At 35.0% G+C, this 20,698-nt stretch carries 14 protein-coding genes and 1 pseudogene; 9 read left to right on the top strand and 6 right to left on the bottom strand.

Annotated elements, in window-relative coordinates:
- Nucleotides 1-148: 148 nt before the first annotated feature.
- Nucleotides 149-1,936, bottom strand: coding sequence for a ribonucleoside-diphosphate reductase subunit alpha (locus T367_RS0119865; RefSeq protein ID WP_027421392.1), 1,788 nt, complete (start codon nt 1,934-1,936; stop codon nt 149-151).
- Between the two features lie 8 nt (nt 1,937-1,944).
- Entirely contained in the window at nt 1,945-3,219 is a 1,275-nt protein-coding gene (locus T367_RS0119860) for a ribonucleotide-diphosphate reductase subunit beta (RefSeq protein ID WP_027421391.1), read from the bottom strand.
- Nucleotides 3,220-3,536: 317 nt separating this feature from the next.
- Here T367_RS0119860 and T367_RS0119855 point away from each other — a divergent pair, with 317 nt between their 5' ends.
- Both T367_RS0119855 and T367_RS0119850 read left to right on the top strand, forming a co-directional pair.
- On the top strand, nt 3,537-4,463 hold the full coding sequence (locus T367_RS0119855) for a helix-turn-helix transcriptional regulator (protein WP_051568698.1): 927 nt from the start codon (nt 3,537-3,539) through the stop codon (nt 4,461-4,463).
- 551 nt (nt 4,464-5,014) lie between these two features.
- The gene (locus T367_RS0119850; protein ID WP_027421389.1) at nt 5,015-5,986 is read left to right on the top strand and encodes a hypothetical protein; all 972 of its coding nucleotides are present in this window, start codon (nt 5,015-5,017) and stop codon (nt 5,984-5,986) included.
- A 108-nt stretch (nt 5,987-6,094) separates the two neighbouring features.
- Here the strand turns inward: T367_RS0119850 and T367_RS0119845 are convergent, their stop codons facing one another.
- Nucleotides 6,095-10,525, bottom strand: a complete 4,431-nt coding sequence (locus tag T367_RS0119845) for an ATP-binding cassette domain-containing protein (protein WP_394331581.1) — start codon at nt 10,523-10,525, stop codon at nt 6,095-6,097.
- Nucleotides 10,505-10,861 (bottom strand): annotated as a pseudogene (locus T367_RS25650) (excinuclease ABC subunit UvrA); the annotation flags it as partial. The gene T367_RS0119845 and the pseudogene T367_RS25650, both read right to left, overlap by 21 nt.
- Before the next feature lie 320 nt (nt 10,862-11,181).
- Between T367_RS25650 and T367_RS23325 the strand changes: the two are divergent.
- On the top strand, nt 11,182-12,615 hold the full coding sequence (locus tag T367_RS23325) for a T9SS type A sorting domain-containing protein (protein ID WP_245593081.1): 1,434 nt from the start codon (nt 11,182-11,184) through the stop codon (nt 12,613-12,615).
- Between the two features lie 29 nt (nt 12,616-12,644).
- On the opposite strand, the gene T367_RS0119835 is transcribed toward T367_RS23325, so the two are convergent.
- Both T367_RS0119835 and T367_RS0119830 read right to left on the bottom strand, forming a co-directional pair.
- The gene (locus T367_RS0119835) at nt 12,645-13,514 is read right to left on the bottom strand and encodes a hypothetical protein (protein ID WP_027421387.1); all 870 of its coding nucleotides are present in this window, start codon (nt 13,512-13,514) and stop codon (nt 12,645-12,647) included.
- A gap of 1 nt (nt 13,515) precedes the next feature.
- Nucleotides 13,516-14,025, bottom strand: coding sequence for a hypothetical protein (locus T367_RS0119830; RefSeq protein WP_027421386.1), 510 nt, complete (start codon nt 14,023-14,025; stop codon nt 13,516-13,518).
- A gap of 250 nt (nt 14,026-14,275) precedes the next feature.
- On the opposite strand from T367_RS0119830, the gene rlmF reads away from it, so the two are divergent.
- From rlmF to T367_RS0119795, 6 genes are all read left to right on the top strand, one after another.
- Entirely contained in the window at nt 14,276-15,310 is a 1,035-nt protein-coding gene (gene rlmF / locus T367_RS23320; RefSeq protein WP_051568696.1) for a 23S rRNA (adenine(1618)-N(6))-methyltransferase RlmF, read from the top strand.
- An 8-nt stretch (nt 15,311-15,318) separates the two neighbouring features.
- Nucleotides 15,319-15,888: a Crp/Fnr family transcriptional regulator gene (locus T367_RS0119815; protein WP_027421384.1), complete on the top strand. Its 570-nt coding sequence runs from the start codon at nt 15,319-15,321 to the stop codon at nt 15,886-15,888.
- A 58-nt stretch (nt 15,889-15,946) separates the two neighbouring features.
- On the top strand, nt 15,947-16,951 hold the full coding sequence (locus tag T367_RS23315) for an NAD-dependent epimerase/dehydratase family protein (protein WP_035846487.1): 1,005 nt from the start codon (nt 15,947-15,949) through the stop codon (nt 16,949-16,951).
- 10 nt (nt 16,952-16,961) lie between these two features.
- Nucleotides 16,962-17,381, top strand: coding sequence for a DUF2147 domain-containing protein (locus T367_RS0119805; protein WP_027421383.1), 420 nt, complete (start codon nt 16,962-16,964; stop codon nt 17,379-17,381).
- 67 nt (nt 17,382-17,448) lie between these two features.
- Nucleotides 17,449-17,994 (top strand): hypothetical protein, encoded by a 546-nt coding sequence (locus tag T367_RS0119800; protein ID WP_157454329.1) that lies wholly within the window; start codon nt 17,449-17,451, stop codon nt 17,992-17,994.
- A gap of 131 nt (nt 17,995-18,125) precedes the next feature.
- On the top strand, nt 18,126-20,636 hold the full coding sequence (locus T367_RS0119795; RefSeq protein ID WP_027421381.1) for a heavy metal translocating P-type ATPase: 2,511 nt from the start codon (nt 18,126-18,128) through the stop codon (nt 20,634-20,636).
- The last annotated feature ends 62 nt before the right edge of the window (nt 20,637-20,698 follow it).

Genomic DNA, 20,698 nt, shown 5'->3' with positions numbered 1-20,698 from the left:
ACATTCTTCCCGAAGCAGTCAGATTTGAATTTCAAAAACATCAGTATAAGCAAGAATTCGAGCGACAATCTTTAGGCAAATAAAAAGGAGCAAAAATGTTAACCACTTTTGCTCCTTTTTAATTATAATTAAATAATATGCGAATCAATTATCCTTCACAACTCGCACATTCTTTCTTTTGTTTGAATTTCTGTGCAGCATTCATACTGTGCTGATAATAAAGTGATTTCAATCCCATTTGCCAAGCCGTGATATGAATCTTATTGATTTCTTTCACAGGCATTTCTGGGTGAATAATCAAGTTCAATGATTGACCTTGATCAATATGATTTTGTCTATTTGCTGCTTGATATACGATATCCATTTGATCGATTTCAGGATATGTTTTAAAAACAGCCTTTTCATGATCCGTTAAAAAATCTAAATGCTGAACAGATCCATCTCTATCTCTAATATCTCTCCAAACATCTGGCGTATCCATTCCTTTTTCTTTTAACAATTCAGTTAAAAAAGGATTCTTAATCGTTGTTTTAATCTTAGCAATATCCTTCACATAAACATTAGACCAAATTGGCTCAATTCCTTGAGAAACTTGTCCTAAAATAAACGCTGAAGATGTTGTTGGTGCAACCGCATTCAAGGTAGCATTTCTTCTTCCATATCCTTTTAAAACTTCTGGCTCTCCAAATAATCCCGCTAATTGTTCAGAAGCTGAATAAGAACGCTCTTTAATTGTTTTAAAAATTTCACTGTTCAAGTTGAACGCTTCTTGACTATCAAAAGGTAATTTTTTAGATTGCAATAATGAATGCCATCCTAAAACACCAAGACCTAAAGCTCTATTTGATTTAGCAAAGTTATATGCACGCTCCATAAATAAAAACGTCTGTCTATCTTCTCTTTTATCAGAATCTCTATAAGCTTCTAGTTTTTCAAGGAATTCAGTAATAACGGCATCCAAAAAGTAAACCATTGTTTCTACAGCATCTGTATCTTTCCATTTGTCATAATGCAAAAGGTTAACGCTAGAAAGTACACAAACAAATGACCATTCATCATTTGAAGGCAGCATTATTTCCGTACATAAATTACTTGCGTATATAGGATGATCTTTCTCTTTATAAACATCAGCCGCGCCATTATTTGCATTGTCTGTGAAAAAGATATAAGGATATCCCATTTCACCTCTACGCTGCAATACTTTAGCCCAGATTACTCTGTTCTCCTCATTACCGTCAATCATATCCTGCATCCATTTATTGGTTACAGTTACACCATGCGTTAATTCTTGGATTGGGTTACCTTCAGTTCCGATATCTAAAAATTCAGAAATATCTTTGTGCTCTACAGGCAGGTATGGAGAGAATCTTCCTCTTCTCATCGACCCTTGACTGACAACATCAACCATTGATTCGAATAATTGCATCACATGCACAGAACCAGAAGCTTGACCGTTATTCTTCACTTTCGCCCCACGTGGTCTTATTTTACCGAAATAACCTGAAGTTCCACCGCCTAATTTGGACATCATTCCAACTTCTGACTGTGTATATAGGATATTCCCCATATCATCATCCACATGTGATCCAAAACAACTAATCGGTAAACCTCTATCTTTACCAAAGTTAGACCATACTGGTGAAGAAAGCGAATAAAAACCTTGAGACATATACTTAAAGAACTTATCACTAAATCCTTTAATATTCAAAATTTTCTCTGCTCTATCAGCAATTTCTTTAATTCTATTTTCAGGTGTTATTCCTTCTCCTAAATAACCTGATTCTAAAAATTTACGGCTATGTTCTGTAATCCAGCTAAAAGGTTGATCTTCTACTTTTGAAAATCTATCTCTAGATTCTTTTCTTGCATTTAATAAAACTTCGGCAGTATTTGTTACTTGGTCTAATGTAAGGGTATCGTTTGTATTATTTTTCATATATATTATTAGAAGAGGTCTTTGCTTGTTATACTTTGGGTTCTTTTACTATAATTAATTGATCTTTTGACGAAAAAATCACCGTGTTTTGTTCCTATAATTTCGTCATCAAACCATTCTGTTTTGGCCAATAATTTATCATCAGTCTCAAATATTTTGTCGATGCCAATACTTACTAATGATTTATTGAAACGGTCTTTGATGAATTCGTTAACCACATCTTTTGGTAAAAATTCAAGTTCACCTTCTTCAAAAATCCAATCAACTACAGCACTTTCAGCTTCGAATGATTTTAAACACATGGTTTTTATTTGCTGCTGAAATTCTGCATCAAACCAAGTTGGATTTTCATTTTTGACGATTTTGATAATATCAATACCAAAGTCACCGTGAATTTGTTCTTCTTTTGAAGTTGCTTCAACCACATTAGAAATTCCCTTCAACATATTTTTATGTTTATTGAAGGCCATGATAATCAAGAATTGAGAAAATAAAGACACGTGCTCTATAAACAACGAAAAGAGTAGAATTGACTCCGTGTAAGCTTTATTATCACTACTCTTAGCATTAACCAACGACTGTTCAAGATACTGAACACGTTGCATGATTACAGGTTTCTTTTTAAGCTTATTAAATTCTCCATTTAAACCAAGAATCTCTAATAGATGAGAATAAGCATCCGTATGACGCACTTCACTTTCTGCGAAAGTCGCACCTACCGAACCTATTTCAGGTTTTGGCATTCTGTGATAAATATCTCCCCAAAAACTTTTTACTGAGACCTCAATTTGAGAGATAGCAAGCATCGTATTTTTGATGGCATTTTGCTCAACACTTGTTAAATTGGTCTTAAAATCTTGAATATCACTCGTGAAATTAAACTCTGAATGTATCCAATATGAATGTCTGATTGCAGGCACATATTCGTACAATTCAGGATATTCGTAAGGTTTTAAATTGATTCGTTTCTCAAATATATTTGATTTACGTTTGTTCGCTTGCTCGTTTCTGTATAGGATATATGCTTTCGCGACATTGAACAAGTTCGCTTCCATTAGCTTTTGTTCAACTAAATCCTGAATCTCTTCCACAGTAGGAATGTAGTTCTCAATTCCTTTTGCTCTTTCAAGTAGAACAACGTATATATTTTCAGAAATAGAAGCTGCAAGTTCAAGATCTCCTTGTTTTGCTGCCTCCATCGATTTATATACCGCATTCGTAACTTTTTCAAGTTGAAATGGCTTGGTAGTAGAGTTCCTTTTTATCAGTTTTGTAATGGACATATTCTTTTTAAAATAATTCTAGGTTACAAAGGTAAACGCAAACCTCTTTTACACGACTTTCAATATTATGAGCTTATTAACAATTTGTGTTAACAAAAAAATGTTAACACCTATATCTCTTGCTATCACTACGAAAAGGATCGGTATTTATTTTTTAATAATCTTAATAGTTTGGTAATTCACCTTTTTTGTGGTATTAAAATATTAATTCTTCTATTTCAAATTTTCATGTGTTTATTATTCCTATTTTTAGTTAATATTCACACATTATTTACTCTGAATTTGGAACAAGATTATTATTTCACTAATTTTCCATTATGCATAAATTAACAGCTCTTCCTTTAATACCTGATCTACTCGTAAATGAATTAGTAGAACAACGGAGAGGCTTTAATCTCAATATGTGTGAATTAAATATTTATGAAACGCGAAAAGAGGTAATGGATTTCCCGCTTAGTTTTGATGGTTTTACAATTACATCAATGCTTAGAGGAACAAAACAGGTGCGTTTTCAAGATTTGGTATCCCGAAAATATATACCTGGGAATACGATTATTGCACCTTCCTCAGCTATGTTAAATATTGACTTCCCGAAGGCCTCCTTCGAGAATCCTACTCAATGTTCCGCCCTAACACTTGATAATAGTTTTGTAAATAATCAAATTGATGAGTTTAATGAAATTCTTGATGATGGTGCTTTTATTAAAAACTGGAAAGTGTTGGATGGCTCTATATTGCTTTATAACAATGAAGAATTAGTCAATATTCATAAGAAGATAACACGAATCGCAGCTTCCTCAGATCCATTTAAAGAATTACATGTAAAGTTATTATTGAAAGAACTTGTTTTGTGTGTTTTAAAGATGCAAAATGTAAACATCTTAAAAGAGGATGCGCAGTATAACTCGAATAATACACCATTCGCTGCAATAATTAATTTCATTCGCCAAAACATTAATAATGAAATCAATATTGATGATTTATTAAAGATTTCGTCAATGAGTAAATCATCATTCTATCGCGCATTTGTAGATGAATTGGGTATATCTCCCTACCAATTGATTATCGATGAAAGACTGAAAATTTCTAAAAAATTATTGCTCGAAGAAAATCTATCAATAAAAGAAACAGCTTATGCATCTGGATTTTCAAGCGCTAATTATTTTATTCGTCTATTTAAAAAACATGAAGGAATGACTCCGAAGCAATTTGTATCTGACAAATTAAATCAGTCGCCCCACTAATTGTCCATTAATTTGTATCATTTCATCCCTCATTTTACTAAAAATTGTTGGTTTATTTTTAAACCTCATCAAAGTCTATCCACAAAACCAATCAATTGCGTTAATTATTTAACACTAATTTGGTTTTTTGTTTATTTTCAACCTAATAATTCTCGATCCTAAAAACTTCAATAAACCCATCTTTTAAACTCATTAACAGATCTTTAAGACTGAAAAGTTGAACCTTTACTCTAGTATAGTTATTTCTACTTAGAAAATCTCAAATCACTTGTAAATCAAATCACTAAAAACAATTCGATTTAGGTTGCACATTCAAAATTTAAAAAAATCAATTTTTTAGGGGCTTGGCGCACTAAAAATTGAATACTTTTTTTCCTTTTATATTCCAAAAAATCAGCCTTCCTAATTCTACGCATAAAAACGTAAAAAATAAATGATCATGACGTATACTATTGAATACTAATCTGTTCTAAAAAATAAATTTGGAATCAGGAATTATTTAAATTAACATTGCTTCAGAATTTTTTATTAATCCAATTAAATTTTTAATTATGAAAAAGAGTTATTTATTAGTGGCAGCTGCTGCTATGTTAATCTTTGCGGCATGTCAAAAAGAGAACGTGCTTGACAGTGAAAAAAGTACGAATACCTCGTATGAACTGGACGATTATTACAAAGACAATCGAGCAAAGAGTCTTCAAACTTTTACTGTAGATGCAAGTTCAGCAATTGAATTGACAGGAGAACAAGGAACTACGATTTCCATACCTGCCAATAACTTCCGAGATGTGAACGGGAGGTTGATCACTGGAAACGTTGAAGTAAAACTGATGGAAGTTTACACCAAATTGGAGATGTTTAAAACAGATGTGACCACAATTACAGCTGATGGTAGAATGTTAATTTCAGGTGGAGAATTCTTCATTGACGTAACTTTACCTGGAAGTGACAAAGGATTAGATTTTGTGGATGGTATTCGAGTAGTTGTACCGGCAGAATCTGAAGATCCTAATATGAAATTTTGGATTGACCGAGGTGATGGTTGGGAGTTAGCTCCAGATAAAAATGCGGGTGATAGAGATGGCGTTGTTGCTGCACCAGGCGATGAAGATGGTGGTGACGGACATATGGATCCTTGGGATGAAGGATATGTTGCTGACATAGTATCAGGTGGTTGGTTTAATTTTGATTGGACACCTGAAGGAGAATTTTGTGAATTCTGTATTCGAGTACCAAGAGGTTCTGATGTAGCAACTACTGATGTATTTATTTCTGTTGATGGTCAATTAACGATGGTACATGTACCTGACGCTGCATTCAACGGTGGAGATTTATATTGTACAAGTGGTCCTGTAGGAACGGTTGTTTCAATTATCGTAATTCAAATGGATCCTGCAACTGGCGCAAACATGTATAATATTGTACAATCAGTTCCAATTGAATGTGATATGGTTATTGAAGCAGCAGATTTACATTATGGTTCTATAGATGATATGAATGATGAAATCATGCATTTACCATAAATAATTAAACAATTTAAAGGAAGAACCTACTCAGATAATCTTTGAGTGGGTTCTTTTTATTTGAAATAGATGATAACTTGAGTTCGATTGAAATAAATGCACGCAGGTTTATAATAATACCCCACCTTTTTCACCACTCCCAGGTCCAAGTCTTATCTCAGCATTTGCAGCATCAACCAATGTACTATTGTGTTCAATAAATATGACTGTATCCCCGCGATCAACTATAGCTTGAAAAACATCAATGAGCTTTAAAACATCAAAATAATGCAGACCTGTACTTGGTTCATCAAAAAGATACAACGTTTCTCCTTTTCTTTTTGCAAGCAGCGCTGTTGCTAATTTTAATCGTTGTGCTTCTCCACCAGACAAAGTATTACCCGCTTGTCCTAAAAGTAGATGACCGACTCCTACACCTTGCAGTACCTTTAAATTATCAACAATAATACCGGTTTGAAAGAATGTTATTCCTTCATTTACAGTCATTGCTAGAACATCACCAATCGATCGTCCATTCAACATACAAGCCAAAATGGTATCATTATAACGCATTCCTTTGCAAGCATCACACTTCAACCAAATATCACTCATGAAGTCCATACTTGTTTTAATTTTTCCATGACCGTTACAGGTAGCGCACTTTCCGTTTTTACTTTGATAAGAAAAATCAGCTCTCTTCAACCCTATCTCTTGTGCTTGAACTGTTTTTGAAAATAAAGTTTTTAATTGTTCGATAATCCCCGTGTAGGTTACTGGCGAACTTAATCTAGTTTCGGCTAGCGCTTCTTGATCAATGAGTAAAACAGCTTCAAATTGATCCAAACCATTGATTGAAACACAACCAACGGGACGTTTCTTTTGCCATGATCGGTATAAAACATCTTTCATTAAAGTCGACTTACCGCTACCCGACACACCTGTAATGGCAGTAATTTGATGGGTATAAAAAACTACATCAATATCTTTTAGATTATTCGCATCAGCGCCCATTACATTGAAGGCTGTCCCTTGTTTATTTTGAGTTTTTTCTAATTTTTCATCTTGCTCGTTTAACAGCTTATAGGTGACGGATGTCTTCATTTTATCAACCTCTTCAACCTGCCCTTGGTAAATAACTTCTCCCCCTTCGTTACCAGCTCCTGGTCCCATCTCTATTAAATAATCTGCCATTCGAATAAAAGTAGGATCATGTTCAACAACAACTACCGTATTTCCATTGGCTACAATACCTTTTAATGCAGCTGATAAAACCTTAACTTGACCTATATCTAGCCCGATTGTTGGTTCATCTAATACATAAGTGACGCCGAAAAGATGTGTTGACAATTGACCAGCCAATGTAACTCTTTGTCTTTCTCCGCCTGATAATGTTCGCACCGCTCTATCTAAATTTAAATAACCTAAACCGAGATCACGCATTGTCTTTAACGATTTTATTATACCTGGTAAAACAACTTTACTCAAGGCAGCGATAACCTCATCTCCATTATTATTTACATCTTCAAGCAATTCTAAACAAGTGCTAATATCTAATTGAGACAATTCGTGAATATGCTTACCCAAGAACTTTATTTTTAATAATGCTGGTTTTAGTCGACTTCCATGGCAAGTCGGACAGGCTACTTCGTGTAATAATTCAGCTATTGCTTTGGTGTTTTTATTGTGTAATGTTCTTTGGTATTCGTCATCGATATAATTACAAAAGCCGAGCCATTTCACTTTCAACGCCTGGGTTCCTATTCTAGTTTTTGTTGTATATTCCCAAGTAACATCGTAAATATTTTCACCAGTACCATACAAGATAACTTGCTGCATTTCTGGATCTAAGTCCTTCCATGGGCGTTCAATATTCCAGCCTTTCTGTTTTGCCACCTCTTTTAATGTTGCCATGAATTGTCCATTCATATCTGCATAATAACCAATTATTTTATTCTTAGAAATAGCACCTTCAAAGACTGACTTCTCTGGTGAGACGATTAGTTCTTCAGGATCGCATTTAAGCTGAAAACCGAGACCTTCACAAACAGGACAAGCCCCCAAATGGTGATTAAACGAAAAATGTTGGGCTGTAAATACCTCTCCTTCGTGTTGTGCTATTCTCGAATACAATAATCTAAAAGCTTCGAAAGTCCCCGACAATGTTCCCACTGTTGAACGTTTTGATGTTGCTCCTCCTTTTCTATTGATCCCTATTGCTGGTCCTAATCCAGAAAATGATGCGATTTTGGCTTCGCTATTTTCTTGTAAAAAGCTTCTATTATAAGTCGACAAGGATTCTGTAAATCTTGCATTTGTTTCGGCAAATAAGGTATCATACACCAATGAAGATTTTCCACTGCCTGAGATTCCTGTGACTACAGTCAATTGATTTTTAGGAATTCGAACATCAATATTCTTCAATCCATGTGTGGTAACACCATTCAATATAATTTCATTGTGGATATGCGAATTGGCATCTTTCTCTACTTTTTTAATGGTTTTACTTGTTTGATTTTCTAATGGTATCCCTTGATAAAGAATCGTTCCTCCATTTTTACCACTTTCTGGACCCAATTCGATATGCCAATCACTACAACCTAGAATCACCTCGTCTTGTTCGATACAAACAATGGTATTCCCTTTTTGTTTAATCCTATCAAACAGTTGAAGTAAAGAGGAGATATCATCGTGGTGGAGACCTATACTCGGCTCAATAACTACGTACAAGGTATCACCTGTATCCTTTTTCTGTAATTGATTCGCAATTTTAATTCGTTGAGCTTCCCCTCCAGATAATGTTGTTGAGGATTGGCCGAGTGTTAAATATCCAAGTCCAATTTCTTGTAATATTTTAAGTCCTGCTAAAATTTTCTTCTGATCTGCAAAAAAAGTAACCGCTTCATTCACTGATAATTTATAGCATGCTGCAATGGACAGGCCATTGTATTTTACCTTAAGGGTGTCTTTATTAAAACGATCTCCATTACAGGTTCCGCATACCAAATCTATATTCCCCAAAAAGTGCATTCCAATTTGCGTTTTACCTGCACCTTGACAGTTTTCGCATCGTCCTCCTTTATTATTGAATGAAAAGCGAGACTTGGTAAATCCTTTTGATTTTGAATCAGGTAGACCGGCAAACAAGTCACGGATATAGTCTGAAATACCTAAATAAGTCGCAGGATTGCTTCGTGGTGTTTTTCCAATAGGCGAATGATCAATAAAAATGAGTTTATTGATTGCATCAATATTTTCTGCGCTACTTAGCTTTGCTGGCATCTCATTACTTATTCCCAAATGGTTTTCTATAACTTTCAATAAGGTTCCTTTAACCAGACTCGATTTGCCAACACCGGATTTGCCACTTACGATATTAAGTTTTCCAAGCTGGAAGTCTACATCAATATTTTTTAGATTTCTTTCGTGGCATCCATTCAAACGAATCGCTTTATTTGGGTAATGCTCGATTTCTTTCGATTTAACCTCTTTTTGATGTAATGCCCGATAGGTTGGACTGATCTCTCTTAATTCTTCAGCTTTTGAAAACGCAAGCAGCGAACCATTAAAAATAAGTTCCCCACCATTTACTCCTGCTTTTGGACCAATTTCAATGATATGATCAGCTGTATTTATGGTATCAAGATCATGTTCAACAACAATCACTGTATTCCCTTTTTTTACCAATTCTTTAAAATGATAAATCAATCGTTTATTTTCTTCTGGATGCAAACCAATTGAAGGTTCGTCAAAAACATACAAGACATCACTTAAAGGAACTAAGATTTGATTGGCTACACGAATTCTTTGAATTTCACTTGCGCGTAGTGATTTTGCTCCTCTATTTAAAGTCAAATGCCCCAATCCTAAATCCTCCAACAATTCGACTTGCGCTAATATTTTATTTACAATTTCTTGTGCAACTGTACTCCATTCATTCGACTGAATCCATGTTCTTAATTCATTTAACTCCATGGTTGTAACCGCGGCGATTGATTGACCATGAACAATGACACTTAAAGCGTCTGTATTCAACCTAGTTCCTTCGCATGACTTACATGTAATCGCATGCACATATTTTAGAATGTTTGGATTTCTATCCCTGAGAAGAATGTCAGACATGATCGGAATCATTCCTTTATAAAAACCTTCCTCACGGGGTTTAGCTTTTATCCCTGTCCACTTCAATCTCGATTCGAGACTATGTTTGCCAAAGGGAACTTTTATTTTCTCACTGCCATATAAAACTATCGCTTGTTGTTCGGCAGTTAAATCATTCCATGGAATGTCTACGTTAAAACCTTCAGCTTCACAAACTTCATTTAACACATCAATTGTTACTTGCGAGTACATGATATATCCATTCGGTAAAGTTGGCGCCAATGCACCGTCACGAATCGATTTTTCAGGTGCATGAACAAGTCTATTAATATCTATTTGTTCGGCCTTACCTATCCCATTACATTGTTTACATTTCCCGACTTCAGAATTGAATGAAAATAATGCACGTGATAGTGCAATATCATTCGTCGTTGTTCCTGTTCTTGCAAATAATAATCGCAAAAAATCATAGATATCGGTCATCGTTCCAACGGTAGATCGCGCATGTGCTCCGGAAGTTTGTTGACCGATAGCAATAACGGGAGAAAGTCCTTCAATTTCATCAACATCCGGTCGGTTTAACTTCCCCATAAACTGTCGTGCAAAAGAAGGAAGTGTTTCAAAATATCTCCGTTGCCCCTCTTTAGCGATAATTTCAAAAACTAGACTCGATTTACCAGAACCTGAGATCCCTGTAACCACAATCATTTTATTGTGCGGAATACGTAATGAAATATTCTTCAGATTATTAGTTCTGGCTCCTTTTATAACGATTTCTGGAGGTGTTTTTGAGGTCATGTCGTGAAATTAGTGAAATATGTTTTGACGGACTAAGTGTTCGTTTAAATTTTATTACGTGAAGCCTTTCACACCTCTAATATTAATCCCAATATGAGCATCTTATCCAAGATAATTATTATTTTTATATTCATAATCCAACTTATGTCTATTCAATTTCAATCGAGCTCCCCATGAAAGTTTTTCTATTTTTCGCGTGCTTTTGCACATGCGTTTTCACTTATAGTCAAAATCAAAACTTATCGCGCGGGTTCGTATTTGATGGGGAACCTTATTTATCGATTAATCCGAACAATACACAGCATTTAATTGTGGGTTGGATGAGTTGGATTGATTTTACGGATCAATTTAAAATTAAGTTAAAAGCCAGCTTTGATGGTGGTTTAACGTGGAGTGAAGCCTCTACTGTTGTGCATGTTGAAGAAGGTTATACTTCAGCCGATCCTTCCATTAGTTTTAATGCAGCTGGAGATGTTTTTGTTTGTTTTATTGACTTTACAGGAACAGAACCACCGGTTACTGGAGGAGTTTATGTGAGTAAATCGACTGATGGAGGTTTGAGTTGGGGATTGCCATCCGAAGTAATAACCACGAGTTATGACGGTTCTAAATGGCCAATAGATCGTCCTTGGATTGAAATAGATAAATCAGGCGGAATATATGATGGAACGATATATATATCTTCTATGAATTTGAACAGGGACAATCCTCCTTTTCGTCCTTATTTATCGGTCTCTAATGATGGAGGCAGTACTTTTACAACAACCTATCTTGACACTGAAGATTGGTATGCCGGTAGTATCAACCCTTTACCACTTTGTTCGCCTACATTAAATAGCAATGGTGATTTTTATGGTTCTTACCCTTCATATGTCATTACGCAAAGTCCTTATGCGCAAGTATTTTTAGCTAAATCAACCACTGCTGGAGCAGATTTCAGTCATCAGAAAATTATTACACATACGGATCCTACAAATCTTTCAGATTATCCTTCCGCTAAAAAGGCGAGTCTTTTACGCTCTGATCCTTCAGACCCCATGCACCTTGCTTTCCTTTACCTTAGTGCCACTAGTGGTGACTTAGATATATACTTAACAGAGAGCTATGATGAAGGAGAAAACTGGACAGCTGCAGTAAGGATAAATGACGACCCTTTAGGGAATGATAAAATGCAAGACTTATTATGGGCTGATTTTGATGAGGATGGTGATTTAATCGTTAGTTGGAGAGATAGACGTAATGGTAGAAGTGGGACTTATGAAACATCTTCAGAAATATGGGCTGCTTTTAGAGATAAAGACGCTTTAGCATTTTCTCCTAATTTTCAAATCACGAATACCTCTGTGGTATATGACACGATTCTAGCAAGTGCTGGAAATGACTTTATGTGCATCAAAATTCAAAATGACACCATTAATGCAACCTGGGGAGATACAAGAGATGGAAGATTAAATATTTGGTTCCAAAGTATGCGGACAGATGGCACTGTTTTATCCGTTCAAAAAATTGCTTCGGATCAAATTCCAAAAATTGTAGTTTATCCCAATCCTACCAACAGCATCATAAATATAGGTTGTGAACAACTCAATAAAATCCATATTTTCGATACCAAAGGCACTTTGATTTTAGTAAAAGAGAATACCAAAGGCACAAAGATCATGCAAGTCGACCTCTCCTCCTATCCGGCAGGAAATTATATCATTGAAGCAGAAACATCGAACGAAATATTTACAGAAAAGATCGTCAAGTATTAATAGACATGGCCTTCCAGCACATTTTTGGATTACCTTCTCTTCTCCTGCACTTTTGCCAAGAATTCTGGCGTGACAATATCTACACCTTCCTCTATTGCAGCCTCGTTAATTTTGGTAAGAATCATTTTTAAAAAAACACGTGGCACTTTCGCCAACTGTTTATAAGAATCAGGATGCCATTTTATATTGGTTTCCATCCGCTCGACTTGGTATTTTACAGCATCTGTATCTACGCCTTTAGCTTTAGGAATGGGTTCTGAATAAGGATGAGAATGTTTACTGAACCAAAATTGTTTGCTGTCTCTGAAACCAAAATCAACTGGCAACGTTGGAAAACCTTCTCCTTTTTTCAGGTAATCCGCATATCTTTCTTGCATTATTATTTTATCAATTCGCAATAAAAAGTGCGATTCGATCTCAGGTCCATCATATTTAAAAACATCAGATTCCTCAAGTGTACATTCAAAAATTTGTACAGATTCTTTGATTATTTCAGGATATTCTAATTCATCTAACTCCCCTTCCTTTTCTCTTGTTGAAGGAATTAAAGTAAAGATGCTTTCTGCTAATTTATCTTCGGTTGATTCGCCTGGATAACCTAATTCTACCGCATTTTTTAAATACGTTTTATCATAAGGAATAAAATTTAGCGCTATTTTTTTCCGTTCTCTGATGTTTTCTGCAGTATTAGAAGTACTTCTGCTGATTAACATCATATAATGGTTTTTAGAAATTCCGAATGGAAAACATAAGGAATAGGAACCAATATTTGTCAATCCATTCTCAGATTTTGTCGTACACAGCACAACTGGCATTGGGTAAAAGGAAGATGTCTGGTAGAAGTTATCCAATACTTTAACATTCACAAAATCTGTTTTATCATTCTCAAACCACCACATATTATTTATTTTTCAACGTTAGCACTTCGTTTAGCCATAATTTTATTGTTGTGACATCCTCATCAACCTTATTTAGTTCGGATGCTCCAGTAATTCCATCTACCCCTTCAATAGCATTTCCACCTGAAGCAGATGTAGAAACAACAAACATCTTATTCGCGTCATAATTTTCAGCAATGAACTTTTCGGCTTGCTCTTGAGGTTCAAATATTTCCCAAGTATGCAATAGCACAAAAGCATCCCATTCATCCGGATTAATCCCTTCCACAGTCGTTACATCAATAACTTTAAAATATACGGCTTCAAATAATTCATCTGCTAGCAAACCAGAAACCACCTTGCCTTTATATTCACTCCCTTGACTGACAATCAAAACTTTTGTATTGTTCTCAATATTCCCTTGCTCAAACGTTTCAATGATTTCCATTGAATAAGTCGCTTTGAACCAGACCAAGAAAAGGAAGAACAAAACTAGTACTGAAATAATACCTACAATTATTTTTTTTTTCATTTCCTTATTTTGAATTAAAGGTAATCAGGAGCAAGACTAAATAAGCTGATTAAAGTCAGCTTTGATAGCTACATCAATCAACTTCAAAAAATTAGCACCGATAAAATAATGAATTATGCCTTCAACGAAATAACAGAATAAGCTCTTTTTAGAAATAAAAGCACGACTCCTTTCAAGATTATAAACGATAATCACAATTAAGGTATTAAATTGCAACAATATTGCTAATCCATAATAAATTCGAACCTTCATGTCTTTAAAAAAACAAGTCAATCCTTCAGCATCGCAACAAAAAAAAACTTTTGATAAACCAGTAAAAAAACAAAGCGATTCACCGAAGGAAAAAACAAGACTTCATCCTCGAAATAAAAACCGAGAACAATATAATTTGGGGGCATTAACTAAATCGAACCCTGAATTGAAAAAATTCATCAAGCCGAACAAATATGGAGCAGAATCAATTGATTTTTCAGATCCTCGAGCAGTCAAATTATTAAATACAGCCATTTTAAATCATTATTACGGCATTAAATATTGGGAATTCCCTGATGAGAATTTATGTCCTCCTATTCCGGGTAGAGCAGACTATATCCATCATGTAGCCGATTTACTAGGAGAAAACAATGCGAAGCGAATTCCTATTGGCGATAAAATCACTTGCCTGGATATTGGCATTGGTGCAAGTAGTATCTATCCAATCATTGGTATTTCAGCATATGACTGGAATTTTACAGGAACAGATATTGATCCAAAATCAATTTCATCAGCACAACAAATTGTCAATAAAAACCCTTCATTAAAAGGCAAAGTAAACTGTCGACTTCAAAAAAATCCGAAAGCTATTTTTCAAGGTTTGATTGCTAAAGCAGATAAATTCGAATTGGTAATTTGCAATCCTCCCTTTCATAGTTCACTGGAGGAGGCGCAAAAAGGAACAAGGCGAAAAGTAAAGAATTTATCAGGTAAAAATGTTAAAACACCAGCATTGAATTTCGGTGGAAATAACAATGAACTTGTTTGTGAAGGAGGAGAATATAAATTCATTCACAATATGATCAGTGAGAGTAAACAATATGCTAAAAACTGCTATTGGTTTTCTACATTAGTATCAAAAGAATCTAACCTTAAAGGGCTTTATAAATTATTAGAAAAAGTTGCACCCAAACAAATTAAAACCATTCCATTGGGTACAGGTAATAAAACAAGCAGAATTCTAGCTTGGACATTCCTCACAAAAGAAGAGCAAAAAGAATGGAGCAAAACCAATTGGAAAACATTTTTGTAGTATTATAAATGGAAAATCTCAAGCAATATATCGCGTCACGCATCAGTTTAACCCAGGCAGAAACGGACATCATTGAACGCTTTTTTAAACCAGAGTTAATTAAAGCGAAAACCAGTTTTTTGGAGGCAGGAAAAACCGCAAAGTATATTTATTTTTTAAGCAGCGGGATCGTTAAGGGATATCAAATTATCAATGGAAAAATAATTGTCGAACATTTGGTAGACGAACAGAACTTCTTTGCTTCTATAGAGAGTTTTATGAATGAAATTCCTGCTCAGGATTATTTTGAAACGATTACAGATTGTGAATTATTAAAAATCACCAAGTCCGATTTAGATGCTTTAAGGAATTACTCAGGTAAATGGAATGCCGTAATTGAAGGAATATTAAACGAACATTTAAATTGTAAAATGGAAAGAGTTCGTGATTTTCAGACACTAACAGCTAAAGAACGATATTTAAAATTCACCAATGAAACACCCAATTTGGCTTTGAATGTTTCAATAGAGAATATTGCTTCTTATTTGGGAATGGAACCACAATCACTCAGTCGCATTCGGAAAGAAATCATTTTCTAACAAATGTTATTTTTCGTCGGATAGAAAAACTTGAAATTTGCCCAAACAAAATTCAAGTATGCAAGAAGAAATATCATTGGTGACTGGAGCGAATGGCCACCTCGGGAATAATTTAGTTAGGTTATTACTTTCTAAAAATCATAAAGTAAGAGCATCTGTCAGAAACATTAAAAATCAAGCACCTTTTGAAGGCCTCGATTGTGAAGTAGTACACGCAGATATTACATCATTAGCGTCACTCAGAAAAGCTTTTAAAAACGTAACACATTTATACGCTGTTGGAGCGAATTTCAATATGTGGGCAAAAAACCCAAAAGAAGAAATTTATGACAATAATGTACAAGGAACTCAAAATGTATTTGATATTGCCTGTGAATGCGGAATCAAAAACATTGTTTTTGTCAGTTCAGTTGCCTCATTAGACTTTACGAAACTACCTGCCCGAGTTGAGAATGGATATAATCAAGACAGAAGGAATTGGTACTATAACTCGAAGAACGATTCAGACAAACTCGCATTAAAATTAGGTGAGAAATATGGCATTAGAACAGTAATCGTTTTACCTTCAGCAATGATCGGCAGTGAGGCGTTTAAATTAAGTTATTCAAACAAGTTAGTAAAGCAAATAATTGACGGAGAAATTCCAGTGGATACCAATATTACACTCAATTGGATAGATGTAAAAGATGTTGCTTTGGGTGCATACAATGCCATGCTAAAAGGGAAAGATGCAGAACGATATATTCTTGCCAATCCAGAACATACCTCAATGCAAGAAAGTGTTAAAATCGCCGCAGCAGAATTTCCAGCGTTAAAATTGAAAACACCAAGTAAAGTCCCTAAATTTGTACTCTATATTGCAGCAGGACTAATGGAATTCGTTAGTAAAATCACAGGAAAAGAACCGCTATTACAAAGACAATATGTTGATATGTTTTATGGATTAAAACAAGATTATGACATTTCGAAATCAAGAATTGATCTTGATTTTAATCCAACTTCGTCAAAACTAGCGCTAATTGCTGCGATGCATTATTTGAAAACTGACTGGAAACAAAACTAAAACACAAAAAATGAAACAATTATTATTATTCGCCATATTCATTTTAAGTCTTACTGCAAATGCTCAAAGTATAATTGGAAAATGGGTCACTTATGACGATGAAACCAATGAGAAAAAGGGGCTGGTTGAGATCTACCAAAAGAATCAGAAATATTACGCCAAAATAATTAAAACCTATCAAGGAGAAAAAGGTGCTGTATGTGAAGCTTGTGAAGGAGATAAAAAAAACCAACCAATTATTGGACTAGTTGTGATTGAAGGACTGGTCAAAGATGGAGCTGAATACAACGACGGAACAGTCCTTGATCCAGAGTCTGGTGACGTTTATAGTTGTTATTTGGAGCTTGTAAATAAAAATAAATTGAAGGTAAGAGGCTATCTCGGATTTTCACTTTTTGGTAGAACACAATATTGGCGAAGAGCTGCTTAGGCTATTTTGTCGAAAAACAGGTGTTTAAACACTTCACTTTAGTTAATTTAATACAAAAACGTACGCAATGGTTGTTATTAGAATACTATTTGTAATGCTGGGCTCTTTTTTTAATGTTCAAGCTGGATTAATTGTGGCAGATAAAACAACTGTTATAATTAATCCTTCTCAGCAAACCGTTGAGATCATCCAAGAAAATTTATTCGGTTTTGTTCAAACAAAAGAAGAAAAAATATTGATTCAAGAGCGTTGGGATAAATTGTATTATTGGAAAGAAAAAGGTACGACCTGGGTTGAACTATTAGACAATTTTCCGAATAAAGACCTGTATTTTCAGGAATCAGATCATTCTATTCAAGCAACCATAAAATTAAAATACAAAGACGAGAAAGATCTGGAAGTATTAGGGATCTGGTACAATGATGAACTTAAAAAATTCTCCATCAATAATAAGACGGATGATAATATCGTTGCACCTAAGGGGACGATTAAAGACCAGTACATTTATTTTGAAGCCGACAGCACATTTAGTTTCTCACTTACTCCTTTTATCAATCTACCAAAAGATTATCAAAAACATAAAATTCCATTAGAAGAAATTCTTGAGAATTAAGTTTTCAGACTTAGATTTAATTCAACCAAACACTTCCTCACTTTCATCAATAATTTAGCTGTTGTTAGTTTGAATAAAGCGCGATATTGCGAAAGAAAACCGTTAACTTTAGTCTTATTTAATAAGCTAAAATGACACATATATATCATATACATGGAATGACCTGTAACGGTTGTGCAAATCATGTAAAAAATACACTTTTAACGGTTGAAGGCGTTTCAACAGTTACCATCGATTTAGAAAAAGCAGCAGCGACAATTGAAATGGAATCACATATTCCAATAGAAAAATTGCAAGCAGCCCTAAAAAATGATGGAGGAAGATACAGCATCCATACTTCTGCTGATCATCAGCCTGCTGAACTTCAAAAAAAAGAAATACCAAAAGGTAAAGGAACAGGTAGTTTTTATTGTCCGATGCATTGTGAGGGAGAAAAAACCTATGACAAAATGGGTGATTGTCCTGTTTGCGGAATGGATTTGGTTGAAGAACAAAATCTATTAAGTACAACTGCTGAACAATGGACCTGTCCTATGCACCCAGAAGTTGTGAAGGACGCAGCTGGTGCTTGCCCAATTTGCGGAATGGACTTAGTCCCCTTACAACCGGATATTTCTGCTGAAGAAAAAACTTATAATAAACTCTTAAGCAAATTCAAATTGGCGGTACTTTTCACTTTGCCCATTTTCTTGATTGCAATGAGTGAAATGATACCCAATAATCCATTGTATGATATAATGGAACAAAAATATTGGAATTGGATTCAATTTGGGCTCTCTATTCCTGTTGTATTTTACGCAACTTGGATGTTTTTCGTCCGTGCTTATAAGAGTATTAAAACATGGAATCTCAATATGTTTACCCTTATTGGTATAGGATCGGGAGTGGCTTGGTTATTCAGTGTTTTCGGGATGTTCTTTCCTGATTTTTTTCCAGCCCAATTTAAAACAGCCTCCGGTGCAGTTCATGTTTATTTTGAAGCGGCAACAGTAATTCTAACACTCGTTTTATTAGGGCAACTGTTAGAAGCACGCGCACATAGCAAAACCAATTCGGCAGTTAAAGAACTATTGAAATTAGCTCCAAATAAAGCTGTTAAAATAGTAGATGGAGAAGAAATTGAAGTCAGTATTGATAAGATTGAATTGAATGATATTCTAAAAGTCAAACCAGGAGAAAAAATTCCAGTAGACGGAGAAATAACTGAAGGCGACACCAGTATTGATGAATCAATGATTACGGGAGAACCAATTCCAGTGAGTAAATCAGTTGGAGATTCAGTGAGTAGTGGAACGATCAATGGGAATCAGGCCTTTTTATTTCAAGCTAAAAAAGTTGGCAGTGACACCTTATTATCTCAAATCATTCAAATGGTGAATGATGCCAGTCGCAGTCGTGCTCCAATTCAGAATTTAGCAGATAAAATATCGGGTTACTTTGTTCCTGTTGTTGTCATTATTTCGGCCATCACATTTGCTGTTTGGGCAATATGGGGTCCCGATCCAGTATATGTTTTTGCTTTTGTCAATGCAATTGCAGTATTGATTATCGCTTGCCCATGTGCTTTAGGGTTGGCAACACCAATGTCTGTTATGGTAGGCGTTGGAAAAGGTGCTCAGAATGGTATTCTAATTAAAAATGCGGAAGCACTTGAGAAAATGGACAAAGTCGACACGCTGATAGTTGATAAAACGGGAACAATAACTGAAGGTAAACCAACTGTAGAAAAAATCGGCTCATTTATTACTCATTTTAGGGAAAGTAAAGTACTTGCTTATATCGTTGCTTTAAATAACAATAGCGAACATCCTTTAGCGGCTGCAACTGTGAAATATGGTAAAGAACAAAATATAAATTCGGCTGTAAAAGAACTAAAAGTTTCAGATTTTATTGCTGTCAATGGCAAAGGAGTTGAAGCAATAATTAATGGAGAAAAAGTCGCTTTAGGGAATCCTAAAATGATGGCAGAGGCAAATGCTACCATTACCGATCAGATAAAGAATGAAGCCCTAGTATTTCAAAAACAAGGCAAAACAGTTTCTTATTTATCAGTTGGAACAGCTGTTGTGGGTTATGTGGTACTTAGCGACAAAATAAAAGCGACCAGTGCTAAAGCGATTAAAGAATTACAAACGATTGGAATTGCAGTCATCATGTTAACAGGCGACAACCATGACACAGCACAAGCTGTAGCTGCAGCATTGAACCTAGCAGATTTTAAAGCGAATATGTTACCGGCGGACAAACTTAAAGAAGTTGAAAAACTACAAGCCAATGGTAAAGTAGTTGCGATGGCTGGAGATGGTATTAATGATGCGCCTGCATTAGCCAAAAGTGATGTTGGAATTGCGATGGGAACAGGAACTGATGTTGCCATTGAAAGTGCTACAATTACATTGGTGAAGGGGGATTTACACGGCATAGTAAAAGCTAAAAAATTAAGTAATGAAGTGATGAAAAACATCAAACAGAACCTATTTTTCGCACTATTCTACAATACCTTAGGTGTTCCTATTGCAGCGGGTGTTTTGTTCCCGCTATTTGGAATTCTCCTCTCCCCTATGATTGCAGCATTGGCGATGAGTTTTAGTTCGGTATCCGTTATTGTGAGTGCCTTAAGATTGAGAAAACTCTCACTTTAAAGCTAAACCGATGACGTTTTTCTTTTCCAAAAAAATGTATATTTGATGTCTTAATAGTATCT

This window comes from Crocinitomix catalasitica ATCC 23190 (genome assembly GCF_000621625.1).
GTDB lineage: Bacteria > Bacteroidota > Bacteroidia > Flavobacteriales_D > Crocinitomicaceae > Crocinitomix > Crocinitomix catalasitica.
Note: the sequence above shows the minus strand (reverse complement) of the source record. Positions and strands in the feature narration are given on the sequence as shown.